A 21,724-nucleotide genomic window follows, 5' to 3' on the forward strand; every position below is an offset into this window, starting at 1 on the left:
CCCTGCCTGTGTGCCCATCACGCCCCCGAGCCTGTCGCCGGCGGGCGGGGTTCTGTTGATTGCTGGCAGCATCAGAGTACCTTCGCTTCGTGCTTGAGTTTGTCCAGCAGCTCGTCCACCGAGCCCACCATGATGCCGGCGCTGCGGGCAGCGGGGGCCATCACCCCGAGCAGCCGGGTCTGGCCGGCCGGCTCGACGCCGAGGTCGGCAAAGGGCACGCTCTCGAGCGGCTTGCGCTTGGCCTTCATGATGTTGGGGAGCGAGGCAAAACGCGGCTCGTTGAGGCGCAGATCCACGGTCACCACCGCCGGCAGCGCCATGCCGAGGGTCTCGAGGCCGCCGTCAATCTCGCGGGTCACCTGCAATTCCCCCTCCACCAGCTTGATGGCGGAGGCGAAAGTGGCGAGCGGCCAGTCATTGAGGGCGGCGAGCATCTGGCCCACCTGGTTGTTGTCGGAATCGATGGACTGCTTGCCGAGCAGCACCAGATCGGGCTTTTCCAGCTCGCATACCTGTTGCAGGGCGCGCGCCACGGTGAGCGGGGTCAGGGTCTCGCCAGTCACATAATGACGGGCCCGATCCGCCCCCAGCGCCAGGGCGTGACGCAGCTGTTCGGCCGCCGCCTCGGGGCCGAAGGTCACCACCACCAGCTCGGATGCCACGCCGGCTTCGCGCAGCCTGACCCCCTCCTCCACCGCAATTTCACAAAACGGGTTGATCCCCATCTTGACGTTGGCCAGCTCCACGTCCGAGCCATCGCTCTTGACCCGGACCTTGACGTTGTAATCCAGCACCCGCTTGACCGCGACCAGCAGCTTCATGACGCGCATCCCTCGCTTCTGTTGAGTGAATCCATGAAAACCCTCACATTTTTTGCTTACATTTACTTTACGTTTACGTAAACTACCAGCACTACCCTAGGCCAAGTCGAGCACAGAGGCAAGATGGAACGCGAAGCAATGGAATTTGATGTCGTCATCGTCGGTGGCGGCCCGGCGGGACTCAGTGCCGCCATCGCCCTCAAGCAGCACAATGCCGAGCTGTCGGTCTGCCTGCTGGAGAAGGGAGCGGAGATCGGCGCCCATCTGCTCTCCGGCGCCCTGCTGGATCCCGTCGCCCTCAAGGAGCTGCTGCCAGAGAGCTGGCAACAGGCCCCGCTCGGGGTCGAGGTCAACGACGATCAGGTGCACCTGCTGCAAAGCGACAGCCGCGCCCTGCAACTGCCCAACTGGGCGGTGCCGCCGCGCATGCACAACGAGGGCAGCCGCATCATCAGCCTCGGCAACCTCTGTCGCTGGCTCGGTCAGCAGGCCGAGCAGCTGGGAGTCGAAATATACCCGGGTTTTACCGCAAGCGAACTCATCATGGAAGCGGGACGGGTCAAGGGTGTGATCACCGGCGATCTCGGGCTGGATCGGGCGGGCAATCCGAAAGCGGATCACGTGCCCGGCATGGCGCTGCTCGGTCGCTACACCCTGTTTGCCGAAGGGGCCCGTGGCCATCTCGGCAAGCAGCTGATCGCCGACTTTCATCTGGAAAGCGCCGCCCAGCCGCAGCACTACGCCATCGGCTTCAAGGAGCTGTGGCAGCTCCCCCCCGGCCAGGGCAAAGCGGGCCAAGTGCTGCACGGCAGCGGCTGGCCGCTCTCCGAGGGGAAGGAAGACAAGAGCCAGGGCGGCTTCTATCTCTACCATCTGGAGCAGGATCAGGTGGCGGTCGGGCTGATTGTCGATCTCAACTACCGCAACCCCTGGCTCAGCCCGTTTGACGAGTTTCAGCGCCTAAAGCACCACCCGCTCATCGCCGCGGCATTGCAGGGGGGCGAGCGCATCAGTTACGGCGCCCGCGCCATCGCCAAGGGGGGCTGGCACTCCCTGCCCCGCATGCACTTTCCCGGTGGCCTGCTCATCGGTTGCGATGCCGGCACCCTCGACTTCTCCCGCATCAAGGGGATCCACACCGCCATGAAGTCCGGCATGCTGGCGGCCAAGACAGTCGCCATGAGTCTGCGCGGCGGCGATGAAGGGGGTCGGGATCTGGCCGAATACGGCGATGCGCTGCAACAGAGCTGGCTGGCCCATGAATTGAAAACGGCGCGCAACTTCGGCGCCGCCCTGCACCGCTGGGGCCCCTGGCTCGGTGGCGCCTTCAACTGGCTGGAGCAACGCCTGTTTGCTCGCTCCTCGCCGTTCACCCTGCTGGACAAGGAGCCGGACTACCGCCAGCTGCGCATGGCCAGTCGCTGCCAGCCCATCGACTACCCCAAGCCGGATGGCAAGCTCAGCTTCGACAAGCTCTCGTCTGTCTATCTGGCCAACACCAGCCATGACGAGGATCAGCCCTGCCACCTCAAGCTGCAGGATGAGACGATCCCGGTGGCGGTCAACCTGCCCACCTGGGCCGAACCGGCCCAGCGCTACTGCCCTGCCGGGGTGTTCGAGATCCTGGGGTCGGAGAGCCAGCCCCGCCTGCAGATCAACGCGGCCAACTGCATCCACTGCAAGACCTGCGACATCAAGGATCCGAGCCAGAATATCGTCTGGACGCCGCCGCAGGGCGGCTGCGGCCCCAACTATCCCAATATGTAACAGGCCGGCCCATGCAGACCTGTGCAGACCTGTGCAGACAGCAAGGATGCACTGCCCAGAACATCGCCCCAACGCCGCCGCAGGGCGGCTCAAGCCCCAACTATTGCCATGTATGTGATGAAAGGCGTGCAGCCGGGGGCTGTCGCAGGGCGCTCGGGAGCCCGCCATCCCGGCCGGTGAACCCAAGTCCTCCCGCCTATCGGGGGGAATAAAGGAGGCCACGCCGGGATCGCCCGTTTCGAGGTCGGCGTGGCTGCTCCGACCTCGCTGTTTTTTTGAGCGAACAGGCTGAACCTCCGATGAATAGGCCCTGACAAGCGCGGCCCGCCCCTGTATAGTTCGCCGCATTCAGGTTTTCCATCGGCCCGTTCAGCTTGTCCACGGGATCGCTTTCTACGCGCTCTAAGGCCGCATGACCTGTGCAACCATCCCTGATTACCCATGACTTCTTAAGGGGGGACAGATGATCACCGCCTACATTCTCAATAACAAGGTACTGGACATAGTCACGCTCGGGCCTGACGACATAGTGCCTGACAACACCGTCTGGCTGGATGCCTACAAGCCGGACACGGCGGAACGAGAATGGTTGACGGGCCTGTTTCTGGAAGAGGTGCCCGACAAGGAGGAGCTCGATGACATCGAAGCATCCGCCCGTTTCTACTGGGATACCGACGGTCTGCACATTCACTCCCTGTTTCCCCAGCGGATCGGCCGTGACACCAAGGGTGTGCACGTCTCCTTTACCCTGCGCAACAACCTGCTGATCAGCATCCGTGAGGATGACATCGGCCTGGTGCGCCTGCTGCGCCACTACATGCGCCAGGACCGGCTGGAGGTGGAGGACGCCCTCGACATCCTGCTGGAGGTGCAGAACCTGAAAGTAGAATACCTCTCCGATCTCATCGAAGATGGCTACAAGACCCTGGAAAACACCGCCGATCAGATCTTCGAGCCGGATCAGATCAATCCCATGCTCAAGGAGTTGATGGCCCAGGAAGAGGCCAACGGCCAGATCCGTCTCTCCCTGCACGATACCCGTCGTGCCCTGCGCTTCTTGAAGCGCAGCCTGCGCCAACGCATGACGGGCGAGCAGAACAAGTGGATCGACGAGATGCTGCACGACGTGGAATCCCTGCTGCCCCACACCCAGTTCCTGTTCGACAAGATCAACTTCCAGCTGGAGGCCTCCATGGGGGTCACCAACCTGGAGCAGAACAAGGTGATCAAGATCTTCTCGGTAGCGGCTGTCATCTTCCTGCCGCCGACCCTTATCGCCAGCATCTACGGCATGAACTTCGGTCGCATGCCGGAGCTCGCCTGGGAGTACGGCTATCCCCTCTCCCTGGTACTGATGGTGATGTCATCGCTCGGCACCGGCCTCTTCTTCAAGCGAAAAGGCTGGCTATGACGCCGGCGGCTTGGCACGAAAAGAGATAAGCGGATTGGGGGGCCTGGCCCCCCGATTAATTCCCGCCCCCTGCCCCGCCTTGCAAAGGGCTCTGCTTCGCCCCATATCCCCCTCATCCTTTGCACAGACGAATCCGGGCAACCATGACCCTCTACCCCGAACACAGATATGACGATCACGGCCAGCTGCGTCCCCCGCTCTGGTTCTGGCCCATCGCCCTCTTGCTGACCCGCTCGGTCTGGCTGTTTCTGATGGCCGGCGTCACCCGCGAGAGCGGCAGCGCCATCCTGACCCTCTTCTACCCGGACCGGCTCACCCTCTACATCAGCCTGCTGACCGACGTGCCCGCCATACTGGCGCTGCTCGCCTGCGGCGGCACCTATCAGCAGACCCAGAGCATCCGGGCCTGGCTCAGGCGCCACAGCCCCTTGCTGCTGCTCTGCTCTGCCGTCAGCGGCCTGCTGATGCAACTGCACAGCCTCAATCTGCAGAAGTGGTCGTTCAGCTGGCCCACCGCCCTGGTGCTGGTCGCCACCCTCTGGTCACTCTGGTATCTGCTGCGCAGCCGCCAGCTGCGTGAATACGCGGTGGATCAACCCCATTGAGGGGCGAGTCGGCTCACTGGCGGGTGATCCGGATCTGCAGGGTCTGACGATCGCTCTGAGTACCGCCGCCCCCCTGCAACTGGGTGCCCAGGCTGCTGTCCTGCTGCGCCGAGCTGGTGGAGAGCTCCCCTACCGTCAACCACTGACCGGGGGCACCGCTCACCTCGGTGGCACTCTGCCCCCGGTTAATGGTGCCCTGCTCCAGCCTGCCCTGCTCGCTGCTGAGCGCTATCTGTACCCTGTCGCCGATCAGGGTGGCGGTGGCATAGAGGCCGTTCACCAGCGGCATCAGCCCCACCACCTGGCCACCGCGCCACTGATAGAAGGTGACCGGCTGATAGGTGCCCATCTGCAATAGCACGGGCCGACCCGACAGGCCACGTACCTGCCAGTTGTCGTTCTGGCTGCGCTGATACTGCTGGGCATTGCCCTCCAGCAGCCACTGCCGCTTGGCGGCATCCCGGCCCAGCCCCACCCCGGCCTGCTGGCTGCTGGAAGCGCCATCCACCCGCCACTCGATGAGCAGGCTCTGGGGCGGCTGGTTGAATTTGGCCAGCGCCGCTTCCGCCTCCTGCAGCTGGGCGGCGCTGCCGCTCAGCACCAGCTGGTTGCCCATGGCGCTCACCCCCAGCTCTGGATAGAGATCCTTGAGGGTCTGCACAGCAGCCTGGGTCTCGAATACCGGGATCACCTTCACTTCGGCCCGCAGCGGCAGGCACCAGAGCCCCCACAGCAGCCAGAGTCCAAACCCGCGCCATCTTCTCATCTTCTCCTCCCGTCCCACTCGGCAGCCAACTACATCATGGCCTGCTCATCACCTCGTCATCATGGGCCATCCCGCCCGCTTTTCAATGATTTTGCCCGTGAGCGGTGAACGCCGTGCAGGTCAGGTCCTTCATTTTTCGATGAAAAGAGCGGAGATAGATCAAATAACACAAATAAAAATGATTACCATTTGTTGTCACGAAAAAATCGCTCGGATACAATTCGGTCTCATTTTTTCGAGCTTGCCGTCGATGAAGCCAGTGACCACCACCCCCGCCGCCATCCACCTTGCCCTGCTGGTCAATATGCTCTCCATGGGCAGCATGATGATGGTGATGCCACTTGGGCCGGATCTGGTCATCAGTCTCGGCATGCAGCCGGAGCAGACCGGCTACTTCAGCGGTGGTGCCACCCTGGGGGCCGCCCTGATGGGCCTCATCGCCGCCCCCTGGCTCGATCGGGTCAATCGCAAGCCCGCCCTGCTGGTGCTGCTCACCTTACGTTTTCTGCTGCTGATGGCCTGCGCCCTGGTGCAAGACAGCCAGCAACTGCTGGTGCTGTTTGTCCTGTCGGGCTGTGTGGCCGGACCGCTCGCCGCCATCTTGATGGCAGCCGTGCTGGATCTGGTACCGCCGGCCGAGCGGGGCCGCCGCCTCGCCTACGTGGGCATGGCGTTCTCCCTGGCGGCCATTCTGGTGGTGCCCATCGCCCTGGTGCTGGCCCAGTGGTTTGGCTGGCAGAGCCCCTTCCTGCTGTTTGGTGTCTGCGGCCTGCTGCTGGCGCTGCTGAGCAGCCGCCTGCTGCCCTCCTTGCCGGTCAACCGCGCCCCTCACGGCAGCGGCCTGCGCCAGCTGCTGGCCTCGCCGCTCTGCCAGGGGGCCCTGTTGATCCTCTGCCTGCAGATGTTCGGCCACTTCCTGCTGATCCCGCACTTTGCCAACTACTTCCAGTTCAACCTCGCCTTCCCGCGCGAGCAGATCGCCGCCCTCTACCTGTGCGGCGGCCTCGCCAGCATGGCCACCATGCGGCTGTGCGGCGGCTGGGTTGATCAGGGCCGGGCCCAGGCCGCCATCCTGATCACCAGCCTGCTGCTGGCGCTGATCACTTTGCTCGGTTTCGCCATGCCGGTCGGCATGCCCGTCTACCTGCTGTTCACCCTCTTCATGGCGCTGAGCTCGGCCCGCTCCAGTTCGACCCTCGCCATCACCGCATCCATCCCGGCCCCTCATCAGCGCGCCGCCTTCATGTCTTTTCAGGGCACGGTCACCAATGTGGCGGCCGGGCTTGGCAGCCTGCTCTCCGCCAGGTTGCTGGTATCGGATCAGAGCGGCGCCCTGCACGGCTTTGCTGGGCTCGCCTGGATCAATATCGGCTGCGGTCTGCTGGCCTGCGGCGGTGTCTGGCTCCTGCTCAAGGGGCTGGCACAGACAAGGAACAACAATAACCCCGAGTCTGGTCCCGCCAGATAAGGAAGTCAGTGAGCCACCGGCCCCAGAGCCGGACCCCATAACCTCTGTTTTATTCATGGAGTTTTGACTATGCAGTTGCAGCCCGGCGTCTTTCGCCTGAACCCCATCCTGCTCTCCCTCGGCCTTATCGCCCTGCCGGGCCTGGCCCAGGCCGAAGCGCCCAAAGCCAACGAGACCCTGGTGGTCACCGCCACCCAGACCAAGCACACCGAGCTTTCAGCGCCGGCCAGCGTCTCCGTGGTGACCCGCGCCGATCTGGACAAGATGAACGCCAACAACATCGGCGAAGCGCTCAAGCACGTGCCCGGCGTCAACGTCATCGGCACCAACCCCACCGGCCGCAACGAGATCAAAATCCGCGGCATGGGCGGAGACTACACCCTGCTGCTGATCAACGGCAAGCGGGTCAACGCTCGCGAAACCCTGGGCAGCGATTTTGGCAATGACTTCGACTTGAGCTCCATCCCCATGGCTGCCATCGAGCGCATCGAGGTGATCCGCGGTCCCGTCTCCTCCCTCTATGGCGCCGACGCCCTCGGCGGCGTGGTCAACGTGATCCTGCGCCAGGCTAAAGAGCAGACCGAGGCGGCCTTCGGCTACACCCACACCATGCCCACCAAGGGTGATGGCGGCGATGCCAACCGTGGCAACGCCTTCGTCTCCGGCGCCCTGATCGACAACAAGCTGCTCGGCAGCCTGGTGGTGGAAGGCTATCAGCGCGACCGCTGGCACAGCGATCAGTCCAACAACCGGGACGCCGATGCGCTGGAGAAACGGGAAGTGGTCAACATGCTCTCCAGCCTGAAGTGGCTGGTCAGCAACAACCAGGACGTGGAGTTCGATCTGGGCTACAACCAGAACGACATGGACAGCTACTTCAATAACACGCCGCCTAGTCTGAATTCACCGACTACCCCACACAACGTGCAAAAACTCGATCGGCTGAGCCTGGGGGTCACCCACAACGGCCGTTGGGAGCACTTCGACAGCCGGGCCCGCTACTACTTCGAGCAGACCGATCTGATGAATGACTCCCAGCTCAACGGCGGAGTCATTGATGTCACCCAGACCAACCACACCGTCGACGGCCAACTGAGCGGCTACCTCGGGGATCACCTGCTGACTTCAGGCGCTGAGTTCCGCAAAACCGAGCTGGAACACAGCAGTCTTAGCTCGGATGTGGATGCAAGCCAGAGCGCCCTCTACCTGCAAGACGAGTTCGGCTTTGGCGATCTGGCGCTGACCCTCTCCGGTCGTCTGGATCACCACGAGACCTATGGCAACGAGTTCAGCCCGCGTGCCTATGCGCTCTACAAGCTGAGCGACGAGTGGGTGATCAAGGGCGGCGCCGGCAAGGCGTTCAAGGCTCCAACATTGGCCCAATACAATAAAGATTTCTTTATTACCAGCTGCCGTGGCAGATGTAAGCAAGTCGGTAACCCTAACCTGAAGCCAGAAACCGCCGTCAGCTATGAGCTCGGCACAGCCTATGAGAGCAGCCACTTTGGTGCTGGTCTCACCGGCTTCCATAACGACATCGAAGACCTTATCCAAAGTCAACGAGCAAGCCAGTCTTCTGGTCCGGGACTGCCGGTTATCTCTTATTACAACGTCAAAAAAGCACGAGTGAAAGGGTTAGAACTGACCGGCTGGGTCGATGTAATGGACGACGTCAAGCTGACCGGCAACTGGACCATGCTGGACTCAGAAGACAAGAGCACTGGCGAGGATCTACTAAAGACTCCTAGCCACACCGGCAATCTGAGCCTGGACTGGCAGGCCACCGAGATCGTCAGCACCAACCTGGCCTGGCAGTACGTGGGTAGTCAATTCATGTCTGTTCCACTTCTTCGTAGCAATGTGTTCAAGTCCGACAGCTACCAGACCCTGGACGTCAACACCAAGTGGAAGGTCACCCCGGCGCTCGACTTCAAGCTGGGCATCACCAACCTCACCAACACCAAGCGTGACCAGGTCGCCACCGACGCCGACTTCATTCTGGAAGGTCGTACCGTCTACGCCGGCGTGGATTACAAGCTGTAAGCCCCGCAGGGGAGTCCGTCAGGGCTCCCCTCTTTCTGCTGTTATTGCCTCGACATGAAGGAGTAGCCGGGTGCAGAGACACCAAACACACCTGTTCTGGCTGGGAGTGATCCTCCTGTTCCTGCTGATTTGTCTGTCACTGGCCACTGGCGCCGGTGTCTATGGTGGCCGCGAGGTCGCCGGTTTTCTGCTGGGCGATCCCGCCCTCGTGGCCGATGAAAAACTCGCCATGATAGTTCACACCCTGCGTCTGCCCCGCACCCTGTGTGCCCTGGTGGTGGGCGTCTGTCTTGCGCTGGCGGCCTCCATGCTGCAAAGCGCCACCCGCAATCCGCTGGCCGAACCCGGCCTGCTCGGGGTCAACGCCGGCGCCGTGTTCGCCCTGGTGATCGGCCTCACCTATTTTGGCGTCGAATCCGCCTACGGTTACCTGCTTTGGTCCGGCATGGGGGCCCTGCTCGGCAACCTCATCGTGCTCGGCCTCGGTCTGATGGTGGGGCGCTCCAACCCCCTCAAGCTCATTCTGGTGGGGGTCGCCCTCTCCGCCACCTTCGGCGGCCTCTCCAACTTCCTGTTGCTCTCCAACCAGGTGGTGCTGGAGCAGTTCCGCTTCTGGAATCTGGGGTCGCTGGCCGCCTCGGATCTCGATGCGGTGCTCACCGTGATGCCCTTTGCCCTGCTCGGCCTGCTGCTGACCCTGGCGCTCTGTCGCCAGCTCACCCTGATGCAGATGGGTGACAGCCAGGCGTTGGCGCTCGGCATCCGGCCGACCCGGGTGCGCATCGGCGTGCTGCTGGCCGCCACCCTGTTTACCGCCTGCGCCATCGCCATCGCCGGCCCCATCGGCTTCGTCGGTTTTCTCGCCGCCTACTGCGCCCGCCTGGTGGAGCCGGTGCGCCTCGCCATCCAGGTGCGCTTCTCCGCCCTGTTCGGGGTGCTGTTCCTGCTCGGTGCCGACATCCTGGCGCGCTGGCTGATCCAGCCGTTCGAGCTGCCCAACGGGGTGATCCTGGCGCTGATCGGTGCCCCCGTGCTCATCCTGGTGGTACGCAGCGGCGGCTTCCGCGCCCTGCTGGCCGTCAAATAAGGTTGCCTGCCTCATGAACAATCCAATCCATCCCTCCCTCACCACGGCGCTTCCCACCGGCACCGTCTGCCTGCGCGTTGGCAGCCGTACCCTGTTGCTGCACCGCCGCGCCTGGCTCATCACGCTGGGGCTCTTGGTGGCCCTGGTGCTGCTCTCCCTGCTGGCGCTGACCCTGGGCTCCGGCAAACTCACCATGTTGGGGGTGATCCAGACCCTGCTTGGCGAGGGCAACCGGCTGAGCGAGGTGACCGTCTTCAAGATCCGCTTGCCGCGCATCGTCGCCGTGCTGGTGGCGGGCGCGGCCATGGGCCTCTCCGGCTGCCTGGTGCAGACCCTCATTCGCAACCGCCTCGCCACCCCGGACATGATCGGGGTCAACGAGGGGGCCTCCCTGGCCATCATCGCCTTCTCCCTCTACCTGACCCTCGGCAGCTGGCCCTGGTGGGCCGCGCCGCTGGGTGCCCTGTTTGCCGCCGCCGTGCTCTATGCCCTGTGCAACAAGCCGGGGGAGCAGGGCTACCTGTTCGTGGTGATCGGCATCGGCGTCTCGGAGCTGATGAACGCCATCGGCCAGTTTGTGATGTCCACCCAGTCGCTGGTGCACCTCACCAGCCTCTACCTGTGGAACATGGGCAACTTCGTCGGCCAGGGCTACAGCACTGTGCTGCCGGTAGGGATCCTGATCCTGCTGGTCTGCCCCTGGGTAGTTTATCTCTCCCGGGCTCTGGGCGTATTGCGCCTCGGTCCCGTCACCGCCCAGAGTCTGGGGGTGAACGTCAACCGGGTGCAGCTCGGCGTGCTGGCCCAGGCCATCGTCGTGGCGGCGCTCGGCACCGCCATCGGCGGCCCGGTGGTGTTCATCGCCATGGCGGCCCCGGTGCTCGCCTCCTGGCTCAGCCGGGATCGCATCGTGCCGCTGTGGATTGCCGCCCTGTGCGGCGCCCTGCTGCTGCTGGCCAGCGACACCCTGGTGCGGGTGCTGGCCAGCCCCCACGAGGTGGCCACCGGCATCATGACCCGTATTCTCGGCGGCCTGCTGCTGCTGTTCATCCTGCTCAAAGACCGCCAGAAGGCCGACTGACGATGCCATTCATCCATTTTCAAGACAGACCGAGGGCCGCCTGATGACGCTCACCATCAATCACCTGCAATTTGGCTATCAGCACAAGCCCGTCTTCAACGACATCTCCTTCACCATTCCCCAGGGCAAGCTGGTAGGGATCGTCGGCCCCAACGGCGGCGGCAAGTCCACCCTGCTCAAACTCCTGGCAGGCCAGGAGCAGCAGCAAGCCGGCGAGATCCTGCTCAAGGGCAAGCCGCTGGCAAGCTACGGCAAGAAGGCGCTGGCCCGCGAGCTCGCCTACCTGCCCCAGCGCCCGCTGGTGCCCGCCGGCATCCAGGTCGAGCAGCTGGTGCAGTACGGCCGCCATCCCCATCAGGGCTGGTTCAATCAGTGGAGTGAGGAAGATGCCCGCATGGTGCGCTGGGCCTGCGAGCGGATGCAGCTGGGCGACATTTTGCAGCAGAGCGCCAGCTCTCTCTCCGGCGGCCAGGCCCAGCGGGTGTGGCTCGCTATGGTGCTGGCCCAGGATGCGGACATCATCCTGCTGGATGAACCCACCAGCGCGCTGGACATCGGTCACCAGACCGAGGTGATGGAGGCCATCCACCAGATCACCGCCGAGGGCAAGACGGTGCTCATCGTCATCCACGATCTCGCCACCGCCGCCCGCTACTGCGACGAGCTGATCGCGCTGGGAGATGGCGGTATCCAGGCCATGGGGCAGGCCCGCGAGGTGGTGACCAAGTCCCTCATCGACCGCCTCTACCAGACCGACGTGGACATACTGCACGCCCCCGGCGACGGCGCCCCCATCATAGTGCCGCGCCGCAGGCCACACGCTTTTGCCATGCGCCAACCGGCCTGAGCCCCATCAAAAAACCGCCGAGAGGCGGTTTTTTATGCTTGTGTCTCGGCGCGCCGCCACTCACAGCAGCAGGCTGGTGAGCACCCCGCCCGGCCGTGTTTGCCTGTGCCCTGTTTGCCAATGCTGTGCCTGCCAGTACATTGGCTGCCAGTAGAGCGTACAGCGCCAACCGGCGGGCAGATCTGGGGTCAGCGCGTCCACGAGCTCGAGGGTGAGGGTCTGCTCCGTCATGGTCAGCCAGCGGGCATCGAGAAAGTCAAAATAGCGCCCCACCCTGGGGTAGAGCGCCTTGAACAGGCTCTCCTTGGCCGAAAAGATCAAGGTGAGCGCCTCAGCCCTGCTCAGGCCGATGGCAGGGGCAGCGGCCACCAGCCGGGCCCACTCCTCCCCACTGGCAATACCGGGCCAGAGCTCGCTCGCCTGCCCCTCTGCCAGCCAGCCCTCCAGATCCAGCCCCATTCCCGCCCGGCCCGGACGCACCGCACACAGGGCCATGCCGCGCCCCTGCAGCAGGCTGTGGCTGATGCTGCCCTCAAACCCCGCAGGCCAGCAGGGTTCGCGGGCGTTGCCGATGGCCACGGGGTGCTCCGCGAGGTTGAAGGGGCGCAGGGCTTCGCGGGCCGCCAGCCGGCCGGCCAGAAACTCCCCCAGCCGTTTGGGGGCCGCGCGCTGCAAGCTGGCGGGCAGCACCATGCCGGCCGCGTCGTAGCAGGCCGGGGTGAAAGCGGCGGGGTCAAAGCAGATCCGTTGCAGCGCCAGATGCGCCGCGCCGGGCAGCGGCAGGCTGTCGGCCTGCACGATAAAGCGGTCCAGTGAGCAGGCTGGCGCGGTGGCAATCAACATCACGAAGAGCCCTTGGTGGATGAGCCGACATGGTAGCAAATTGCTCCCTCCATACACCACAAACACAAATGACAATTCTTATCATTTGAATTTATGGTAGCATGAGTTCGCCCGTTTGGGACCCAGTGTTCCACTGATTTCACCAAGAAGGATGTAACGATGAAGATCTCCTCTCCCCTGGCTGCCGTGCTGATGCTGGCCAGTCTGGTCGGCTTCCAGGCACAGGCCGGCAGCGAGACCCGTCAGGTGACCGATGCCGACGGCAAGACCCAGGTCGTACCGGCCCAGCCCAAGCGGGTGGTGGTACTGAGCGAAATCGATCTGGACAGCGCCCTGACCCTGGGGCTGCAGCCGGTCGGCACCGTCAATGGCCGCGGCCAGTCCACCCTGCCCCGCTACCTGCTGCAACAGGCGGGCAAGGAGATCGCCGTGGTCGGCGATCTGGACAACCCCAACCTGGAGAAGCTGATCGATCTGGAACCCGACCTCATCCTCACCGGCCAGACCAAGCCCGAACTGCTGGCCCTGCTCAAGGAGATCGCCCCCACCGTCGTCACCGGCAACTGGGGTGACTCCTGGAAAGAGATCTTCAATCGCAGCGCCCACGTGCTGAACCGGGACGCCGAAGCCAAGACCTTCCTCGCCCAGTATGACGCCCGCCTGCAGCAAGCCCGCAGCAAGCTTGCCAAGCATCAGGGCGAGCGCCTGAGCATAGTGCGCTGGAACCCCAAGGGCCCGAGCTACATGCACAGCGGCACCTTCGCCAGCAGCGTGGTGGAAGAGATGGGGCTGACCCGGCCGACCCACCAGATCGGTGACAAGACCCCCCACTCCCCGGCCCTGAGCCTGGAATCCCTCAACCTGCTGGACGGCGACTGGCTGGTGATCGGCACCCTCAGCGCCAGCGGCGATGCGGTGGATGCCATGAAGCAGGCCGAGCAGACCCCGGCCTTCCAGCAGCTCGGCGCCATCAAGAGCAAGCGCTTCGGTGCCGTGGACGGGTCGCTCTGGACCTCCACCGGTGGCCCCCAGGCGGCCCTCAAGGTGATCGACGACGTCGAGCAGCTGCTGGCCAAACCCGATGCGGCCCCCATCACCCAATAAGCCCGCGTGATGAGCGTCCACAAAGAAGCCCGCATATGCGGGCTTCTTTTTTATCCATGGCTTTTAACGTCCAACTTATTCCGGCAAGGGCAGCGCCTTTCTGTCCAGTTTGCCGCTGCCGGTCTTGGGCAGGGCATCCAGCAGGATGAGCCGCGCCGGCACCATGTAGTGCGGCAGCGTCGCCTGCAACCCCTTGCGCAGGGCGAGGCGATTGAGGGTCACCCCGCTTTTCGCCTCCACGTAGCCCACCAGCATGGCCTCGTCCCCCTCGCCCACCAGACGCACCGCCGCCTCCTGCACCCCGGCCTGGCGACGCAGTCCCGCCTCCACCTCGCCGAGCTCAATGCGAAAACCGCGCAGCTTGACCTGATCGTCGCGCCGCCCCAGATAGAGGAAACGGTCCGCCCCCAGCCGCTGCACCCGATCGCCGGTGCGATAGAGGCGATGGGTGGCAAGGCGCAGGAAGGCAGCGCGGGTCAAGGCTGGCTTGCGCCAGTACCCCTCGCACAGGGCCGGGCTCTCGATGCAGAGCTCGCCGCACTCCCCCTCTGCCACCGGCAGCCCCGCCTCGTCCAGCACCCAGTGCCGATAGCCCGGCAGGCTGTGGCTGATGGTGATCTGGCCATCAGTCGGTGGCCAGCGCACCTCGCTCACCAGCGACCAGACGGTGGCCTCGGTGGGCCCGTAGCAGTTCCACAGCCGCCGGGTGCGGGCACAGAGCTGCTCGGCCAGCCCTGGGTCCAGCGCTTCGCCGCCGCACAGGGCGGTGAGGGTATTGCGCCCCTGCCAGCCAGCTTTGAGCAGCATGCGCCAGCAGGCCGGAGTGGCCTGCAGCCAGTTGATGGAGGGGTCGGCCTCGAGCAAGGCCTGCATCCCCAGCGGATCCTTGTTGTGCTCGCTGCCCGCCACCGTCAGCCGGCCACCGCCCCAGAGCGGCCCCAGCATCTCCAGCAAGGAGATGTCGAAGGCCGGGGTGGTGATAAAGAGCCAGTGGCAGCTCGGTGAGAGCCCGAGCCGCTCGCGGATCCCGTCGAGGAAGCAGAGCAGGGCCCGCCGGCTGATGACCACCCCCTTGGGCTCGCCGGTGGAGCCCGAGGTGAACATCATGTAGGCGGCCAGGGCGTCATCCACCTGGGGCCAGGAAACGGGCCCTGCCGCTGCCGGCCCGTCGAGGGTGCGCAGCGGACAGCCGAAGGCGGGAGCCGGCCTGTCGCCGTCGCAGATCACCGCCGACAGGCGCGCCTGGCGGGCGATCCCCTGCAGCCGCTCCACCGGAAAATCCGGCTCAAGGGGCACAAAGGTGAGGCCGAGCCGCAGGCAGGCCAGCAGGCTGGCCACCAGATCGGGGCCGCGGGAGAGATAGAGACCGACCCGCTCCCCCACCGCCAGCCCCTGCAGGCGGGCGGCAATCTCGCCGACCCTGGCATTGAGCGCGCCGTAGCTGAGCCACTGCTCATCTGATCCACCCTCACTGATGCCCTCCCCACCCATACGGATGGCGGGGGCCAGCGGGGTCGCGGCCAGACAGGCCGCCAGCCGTGCCCCCAGGTTGGCCGCCCCCTTGGAGGCGCCTCTCAGGGGTGACACGGCCGGGGCCTTATGCTTGATGGTCACTGTCATAATGCGGCCTCCGTTTGGCGCACCAGCCAGTGCCCATAGAGCCGGCTGGGGGATGGGTGTGCCTTGAGCGTCTGCAGGGTAAGCGGCGCCCGCTCCTGGCCAAACGCCTCGTTGAGGGCCGCCAGCAGGGCGAGCTGCTGCACCGAATCCACCCCGAGTTCACACAGGGTCTGCTGCCAGATGCCGGGCACGCCGCACTGGCGCTCCCACAGAGCCACCAAAGAAGCGGCCTCCTTCGGGCAGGGATCCGCCATCGAGGCTGCCGGTCGCGCGACCACAGGGGACGGCTCACTCACATCCGCAGGTCTGGCCGGCTGGCTCAGATCCGCCTGTGCCAGCCAGTCGAGCTCGGCCAGCCAGTCAGCCAGCACCGCCTCGGCCCGGGCCTCGGGGATCTGCTCGCCATCGAACTCGAGGCGCAGCTGGAGCGTCTCGCCCCGACTGCTGACCACCAAGGAGAGCGGCAGCTCCACCTTCTCCACCACGGCGCCAAAGCGCGGCACCAGCTGGTGGGGTTCGGAGGCGGCAGGGGCCGCCGGCATGGGGTAGTTCTCGAACACGAACAGGCTCTGGAACAGGCGCGCCCGGCCTTTGGTCAGTGCCGCCAGTGACTGGGTGCCGTGCTCGTTGAGCGCCATCAGGTCGGTCTGCAACCGGGCGATATGCTCGGCCAGGGTCAGCTCGGTGCGCCACGCCAGCGCCAGCGGCAGGCTGTTGATGTAAAGCCCGACGCTCGCGGTGATCCCCTCGATGGGGTAATCCCTACCCGGGGTCACGTTGCCCACCAGGGTGACGGCATCGCCAGAGCGGCGTGCCAGCAGACGGTGCCAGGCATATTGGGCCAACAGGCCCGCGGTCACGCCAAGGTCGCGGGCACGATGGGCGAGCAAGGTCGCCACCTCAGCCGGCAGCGCCGTGGCGCACACCGCCGGTCGCTGCTGGGTATGGCGCCCGCTTGCGCTCGCGTCCAGCGTCACCCCGAACAGGCAGGCGAGATCGTTAGGCGTTGCCAAGAGCTCGCCACGCCCCTGCCAGTAGGCATCGGCGCTGCGGGTTTGGCTCGCGATATGGCGGCCAAATTCGAGCCAGGCCGTATCCGACTCGCCCTGCGGCAGCAGGCCGTTCATCAGCGCCTGATAGGCGCGATGCAAGGAGCCCAGCAACACGGGGCCGCTCCAGCCATCCAGCACGCCGTGATGGACGCTGAAGATCACCTTGTGGTGATCGGGGGCCAATTTGAAACAGGCAAGGCGCAGCAGGGGCGCCTGCTCCAGCGGGATCGGGCGGGCTAGATCCTGCTGGCAATAGGCCTGGACCCGTGTCTCTGCATTTTCCACTTCAGACAAGTCTTCATAGTGGAACGGCAACTCGGCGCGCTTGAGGATGCGCTGCAGCGCCACCCCGTCCGCCAGTACCAGTTCGCTGCGAAGGGCCGGCCAGCGGGCGATCTGCCCCTGCCAGGCCTGACGGTAGACCGCCACGTCCAGCGGCTGGTAATAGTCAAACTCGGTCTGCAGGTGATAGGCGTGATCCCGGGGCAGCAACGCCCTGTGATGGAACATGCTCTGCTGAAGCGAGGTCATGGGCAGCAGAGTCTCCACCTCGCGCCCGCTCAGCACCCGATCGAGCGCAGCTTGCGAGAGGCCAAGCCCCGGGAAGTCGCTCGGGGTATGGCGTGGGGCCTTCAGGTTGCAGCAGTGCTCCACCAGCGCCGTCAGGTTGTCCGCCAGCCGCGCCATCAGGGCGTCGCTCGCCTGCTGGTTGAGGGCGCCCACCTGGCGCAGGGTGAGGCGACCGTCGTAGACCCCCCCGTGCAGACTCACCAGCTCGCGCGGCAGGTTGTCAGGGGACGTGGGGGCCCCCGGTGCCAGCGGCAGGGGTTGCCAGGGCTGAGCAGCCTCGCCCTGATGGCTGACCCCCAGGTAGTTGAAGACCACCAGGGCTTCGGGCAGTGCCCAGCCACCTGGGTGGTGCAGCCGCAGGGCGTTGAAGCCCACCCCCTTGTCCGGCACGGCGCGCAGCTGCTCCTTGGTGGCGCACACCAGCGCATCCCACGCCTTGGCATCCGCCAGCGCCAGCGGATAGGTGCTGGTGAACCAGCCGAGGGTACGGCTCACGTCGAGTTCAGCATCGATGGCCTCACGACCGTGTCCTTCCAGCATCACGCAGTGACGGCTACCGTAACCCTGCTCGCTCAGGGTTCGGGTCAGGGCCGCCAGCAACAGGTCGGGCACCCGGGTGAAGTAGGCCTGATTGGCGGTGTCGATGAGACGAGCCGTGGTCTCCTGACTCAGTTGCAGCAGGCTGGCGGCGGCGCGGCCATCGGCGGCGCGCGCCGCTTCCAGCAGCTGACCCTGGCAGCCCTCCCCCTGAGCCAGCCAGAAGCCAAGCTGCTCCTCTTCCCGTTTGGCATAGGCCGCGAGCCCCTCGCCCCACTGGCGATAGCTGCTGCCCTTGGCGGGCAGTGGCTCGCCCCTGCTCACCCGTGCCAGATCCTCGGCCAGGATGCGCCAGGAGACCGCATCGATGACCAGGTGATGGAAGGCAAGGAAGAACCCCTCCACCGTCTCACGCTCGCCTTCTCGTTCACCTTCCAGAGAGAGATTGCGCAGGCGAGCCCAGGCCAGGGTGTGGCCGCTGGCAGGGTCGAAATCTCCCTGCAGCTCGGTCAGGCGGGCCTGCAGCTCGACCTCATCGAGATTGGCGGCATCCAGGGTCGGCAACGGCGGCAATGGCAGTTCGGCCAGGTAGCGCTGGCCGGTCGGGGTCACCGCCAGGCGCAGGGCATCGTGGTGCTGGCGCAGGGTATCCAGCCAGCCGCGCAGGGCCTCATCATCCACCCCGGCCGGCAGGCGCAGGATCACCCCCTGGTTCCAGTGACCGGACTTGGCAAAGCCCTGTTCGAAGAACCAGTGCTGAATGGGGTGGAGCGGGAACTCGCCGGTCAGGCTGCCCTGCTCGCTCCTGTGGCTGACCGCCTGCTGCTGGCCGAGCTGGCGGCAGAGGCGGCGCACCGTCTTGGCTTCGAACACGTCCTTCACGCTGCAGTGCAGCCCCGCATCCCGCAACCGGGTAGTGAGCTGGATGCTGAGGATGGAATCACCGCCCAAGCGGAAGAAGTCATCCTCCACCCCGAGCGGTTGCTTGAGCACCCCCTGCCAGATGGCAAGCACGGTCTGCTCCAGTGCGTTTTGCGGCTCGCCCTTGCTCTGCTGCCAGACGATGGCAGGCAGGCGGCGCAAGTCCAGCTTGCCGTTGGGGGTGAGCGGCATCTCGGGCAGCCAGCACAGGCGGGCCGGCACCATGTATTCGGGCAGGCACTCGCCGGCCCGCTGCAACAGGGCGTCGCCGTCGGGCTCGCTCGCCCCGGCCTGCAAACAGGCGTACGCCAGCAGGCGCCCCTCCTGCACCACCACCTTGATCTGGCGAATGGCCGGGCACAATTCGGCGAGCCGGGTCTCTATCTCACCCGGCTCGATGCGATAGCCGCGCAGCTTGATCTGCTCGTCTATCCGGCCCAGATACTGGATGTTACCATCGCGGCGCAGCAGGGCCCGATCGCCGGTGCGATAGAGGCGATGGGTACGTTCCGCCAGCGCCAGCTCGATAAAGGCCTCCTGGGTACGTTCCGGCAGATTGAGGTAACCGCGGGCCAGCCCCAGTCCCGCCAGGCAGAGCTCGCCGGGCACCCCCACCGGACAGAGGTTGCCCGCCTCGTCCAGGATCAGCGCCTTCAGGTGGTTGACCGGTCGGCCAATGGTGATGGGCGCCCCCGGGGTGAGCCGCGCGCAGAGCGCGGTGACGGTGCACTCGGTCGGGCCGTACATGTTGAACAGCGCCACCCGCTCTCCCCAACGCTCCACCAGGGCGCTCGGGCACGCTTCGCCGCCAAAGCCGATGGCCTTGAGGGAGCCGAGATCCGTCGGTGGCAGCAGGTTCGCCAGTAAGGCGGTCGGCAAAATCATATGGCTGGCACCGCAAGCGATCGCGGCAGCGATCACCCCTTCCCCCGGCTCGCCGAAGTGCAGGGGCGCGCCACAGTACAGGGGCAGCAAGCTGGTCATGTTGCCCGCATCAAACGAGAGGGACATGCAGTTGAACATGGCGCCATTCTGATCAAGGGCGATGCGCTCGCCGTGATCCGCCATCAGGTTGACCAGGCTGCCCTGCTCCACCATGACCCCCTTGGGCAGGCCGGTGCTGCCGGAGGTGTAGATGATCTGGGCCAGCATGGCGGCATCGCGGGGCACGGCAGGGGGGCTGCAGGGCATCTTGTCCAGCGCAAGCCCGTGCAGATCGTGATATTCGGCAGTCGTGCCCTTGATGGCCTCTGCAAGCCGGGCATCCGGCTCTCCCCCGAGCACCAGCGCAATACTGGCGTCGCTCAGGATATGGGCCAGCCGCTCGGCAGGATAGGCAGGGTCGAGGGGCACATAGGCCGCCCCCGCCTTCCAGCAGGCGAGCAGGGCAACCACGAAGGCGACATCGCGTCTGGCCTGGATGCCGATGGCGGCGCCCGGGGTGACGCCGCAGGATTGCAACCAGTGAGCCAGCCGGTTGGCACGCACCTCCAGCTCGCCATAGCTCAACGATTGCGCGCCGTCACTGACCGCCAGCGCGTCCGGCAACTGCGTGGCCCGCCGCTCGATATGACAGAGCAGAGTATCGCGGCTCGGGTAATCCCGCGGCAGGTCGGCAAGCTGTGCGGCCAGCGCCGCCTGGTCGGTGCCCGCCTCCAGCGGCAGTTGCCAGATGTCGGTCTCGGGGGCCGCCACCACGGCGCGCATCAGGTGCAGCAGGCGATCGGCAAAAGCCTGGATGGTCTCTCGCTCGAACAGGGCGGTGGCAAACAGCCAATCCACCCTGACCGAGTCCATCAGCTCGGTCACCTTGACCGAGATGTCGGTCTTGGCCGGCAGCACAGGCGAGGTCTCCTCCACCAGCTGGCAGCCGGGGATGAGATCGTTGAAGTCCACCTTGGCCTGATAGACCAGCATGATCTGGAAGATGGGGTTGATGGCGGTGGTGCGATCGGCGCCGATGGCCTCGGCCAGCGCCTCGAAGCGGTAGAGCTGGTGATCGAAGGCCGCCAGATCTTCCTCCCGGCACTGCTGCAGATAGTCGACAAAGCTGGGCTTGCCGCTGAGTTGAGTGCGCAGCACCAGCGTATTGACGAAAAAGCCCACCAGCGACTCGATCTCGTGGCGCTCGCGATAGGCGAGCGGGGTGCCGATCACCACCTCCTTCTCGCCGCTCTGGCGCACCATCAGCAGAGCAAACAGGGCGTGCAGACCGATGAAGTTGGAGGTGCTGTGGCGCTGACAGAGGCGCTTGAAGCTCTCCCACAGCGCGTTGTCGATGGTAGAGAAGACCAGCTCACCGCCGCTGTCCTGATGGGCCGGGCGCGGCTTGTCGAGCGGCAGACCGTGCACCTCGGGGCTGCCACCGAGCCGGTCGACCCAGAATGGTTTGAACTCGGCGTGATAATCGAGGAAACGGTCCGAGTTGAACCAGCGGGCATAGTCGATATAGGTGAGCGGCAGCTCGCTCACCTGCAGGGGCTCGCGGTTCTGATGGGCAAGAAAGGCGCGCTTGAGATCCGCGAACATGTTCTTGACCGACCAGCCGTCGGAGATGATGTGATGCTGGGTGATCAGCAGCACGTGCTCGCGGCTGCCGAGCCGGATCAGGTGCACCCGGCTCAGATCTCCCCGGGTCAGGGAGAAGGGGCGCCCTATCTCCTCGCGCACCCGGCGGGCCACATAGGCCTCCCGCTCGGCAGCGGGCTCTGCGCTCACGTCCTCAATCTGCAGCGTGAAGGGGGTGTGGGGCAGGATCTCCTGCGCCCCCCTGCCCGCCTCGTCCTTGATGAAGCGAGTTCGCATGCTGGGGTGGCGGGCAAACAGGTGGTCGAAGGCAAACTCCAGCGCCGCCGTGTCCAGCTCTCCCTTGACGCGAAAATAGACCGGCATGTTGTAGAGGTGGGAGGCCTCCTCGTACTGCTCGATAAACCAGAGTCCGCTCTGGGAGGACGAGAGCGGCCCGCTCTTCGCGCCCTCGGCGGCGATGGGCGCCTCGAAGGCGGCGCGGGCCACCAGGCAGCGCACCAGCTCATCCTTGTGGGCCTTGATGGTGGCGCCGATGGCCGGCGTCACCGCCTCCTTGCTCGACTGGGAGATAAGCTGGCCCTTGTCGTTCAGCGCCAGCTTGACCCCCTGCCGCTCCAGCTGTTTCAACAGCAAAATCATATTGTTCATCTGT

General features: G+C 65.2%; 14 protein-coding genes. 9 read left to right on the forward strand and 5 right to left on the reverse strand.

Annotated features, from left to right (window positions below; translation table 11 throughout):
* Positions 1-71: 71 nt before the first annotated feature.
* Entirely contained in the window at positions 72-821 is a 750-nt protein-coding gene (locus AB5Y95_RS09840) for an electron transfer flavoprotein subunit beta/FixA family protein (RefSeq protein WP_162519045.1), read from the reverse strand.
* A 123-nt stretch (positions 822-944) separates the two neighbouring features.
* Between AB5Y95_RS09840 and AB5Y95_RS09845 the strand changes: the two genes are divergently transcribed.
* From AB5Y95_RS09845 to AB5Y95_RS09855, 3 genes are all read left to right on the forward strand, one after another.
* Positions 945-2,588 carry an electron transfer flavoprotein-ubiquinone oxidoreductase gene (locus AB5Y95_RS09845; protein WP_126881705.1) on the forward strand — a complete coding sequence of 548 codons (1,644 nt, stop codon included), beginning with the start codon at positions 945-947 and terminating at the stop codon, positions 2,586-2,588.
* Positions 2,589-3,051: 463 nt separating this feature from the next.
* Complete coding sequence (corA, locus tag AB5Y95_RS09850) at positions 3,052-3,999, forward strand: magnesium/cobalt transporter CorA (RefSeq protein WP_005301617.1); 948 nt, start codon at positions 3,052-3,054, stop codon at positions 3,997-3,999.
* A gap of 143 nt (positions 4,000-4,142) precedes the next feature.
* The gene (locus AB5Y95_RS09855; protein WP_026141342.1) at positions 4,143-4,604 is read left to right on the forward strand and encodes a DUF2919 domain-containing protein; all 462 of its coding nucleotides are present in this window, start codon (positions 4,143-4,145) and stop codon (positions 4,602-4,604) included.
* A gap of 13 nt (positions 4,605-4,617) precedes the next feature.
* Here AB5Y95_RS09855 and AB5Y95_RS09860 read toward each other — a convergent pair whose 3' ends face one another.
* Positions 4,618-5,370: a hypothetical protein gene (locus tag AB5Y95_RS09860; protein WP_368160801.1), complete on the reverse strand. Its 753-nt coding sequence runs from the start codon at positions 5,368-5,370 to the stop codon at positions 4,618-4,620.
* 250 nt (positions 5,371-5,620) lie between these two features.
* On the opposite strand from AB5Y95_RS09860, the gene AB5Y95_RS09865 reads away from it, so the two are divergent.
* The 5 genes from AB5Y95_RS09865 (at position 5,621) to AB5Y95_RS09885 (ending at position 11,896) form a co-directional block, all read left to right on the forward strand.
* Positions 5,621-6,838 carry a siderophore amonabactin export MFS transporter gene (locus AB5Y95_RS09865; RefSeq protein ID WP_368160803.1) on the forward strand — a complete coding sequence of 406 codons (1,218 nt, stop codon included), beginning with the start codon at positions 5,621-5,623 and terminating at the stop codon, positions 6,836-6,838.
* 69 nt (positions 6,839-6,907) lie between these two features.
* On the forward strand, positions 6,908-8,881 hold the full coding sequence (locus tag AB5Y95_RS09870) for a siderophore amonabactin TonB-dependent receptor (protein ID WP_368160805.1): 1,974 nt from the start codon (positions 6,908-6,910) through the stop codon (positions 8,879-8,881).
* 70 nt (positions 8,882-8,951) lie between these two features.
* Positions 8,952-9,968, forward strand: coding sequence for an amonabactin ABC transporter permease subunit 2 (locus AB5Y95_RS09875; RefSeq protein ID WP_211029834.1), 1,017 nt, complete (start codon positions 8,952-8,954; stop codon positions 9,966-9,968).
* 13 nt (positions 9,969-9,981) lie between these two features.
* Entirely contained in the window at positions 9,982-11,049 is a 1,068-nt protein-coding gene (locus AB5Y95_RS09880) for an amonabactin ABC transporter permease subunit 1 (RefSeq protein ID WP_279461490.1), read from the forward strand.
* 43 nt (positions 11,050-11,092) lie between these two features.
* Positions 11,093-11,896 (forward strand): amonabactin ABC transporter ATP-binding protein, encoded by an 804-nt coding sequence (locus AB5Y95_RS09885; RefSeq protein ID WP_368160807.1) that lies wholly within the window; start codon positions 11,093-11,095, stop codon positions 11,894-11,896.
* Between the two features lie 60 nt (positions 11,897-11,956).
* Here the strand turns inward: AB5Y95_RS09885 and amoD are convergent, their stop codons facing one another.
* On the reverse strand, positions 11,957-12,742 hold the full coding sequence (gene amoD, locus AB5Y95_RS09890; protein WP_368161052.1) for an amonabactin biosynthesis phosphopantetheinyl transferase AmoD: 786 nt from the start codon (positions 12,740-12,742) through the stop codon (positions 11,957-11,959).
* A 156-nt stretch (positions 12,743-12,898) separates the two neighbouring features.
* Between amoD and AB5Y95_RS09895 the strand changes: the two genes are divergently transcribed.
* Entirely contained in the window at positions 12,899-13,843 is a 945-nt protein-coding gene (locus AB5Y95_RS09895; protein WP_017786862.1) for an amonabactin ABC transporter substrate-binding protein, read from the forward strand.
* 75 nt (positions 13,844-13,918) lie between these two features.
* Here the strand turns inward: AB5Y95_RS09895 and amoH are convergent, their stop codons facing one another.
* Together amoH and amoG are read right to left on the reverse strand one after the other, a co-directional pair.
* A complete protein-coding gene (gene amoH / locus AB5Y95_RS09900) occupies positions 13,919-15,463 on the reverse strand; it encodes an amonabactin biosynthesis glycine adenylation protein AmoH (RefSeq protein ID WP_368160809.1) in 1,545 nt (514 codons plus the stop codon).
* A complete protein-coding gene (amoG, locus tag AB5Y95_RS09905) occupies positions 15,460-21,720 on the reverse strand; it encodes an amonabactin biosynthesis non-ribosomal peptide synthetase AmoG (protein WP_368160811.1) in 6,261 nt (2,086 codons plus the stop codon). Before amoG ends, amoH begins: the two co-directional genes overlap by 4 nt.
* Positions 21,721-21,724 lie beyond the last annotated feature (4 nt).

The sequence above is a fragment of the Aeromonas sp. R5-3 genome (assembly GCF_040908225.1).
Taxonomy (GTDB): domain Bacteria; phylum Pseudomonadota; class Gammaproteobacteria; order Enterobacterales; family Aeromonadaceae; genus Aeromonas; species Aeromonas dhakensis.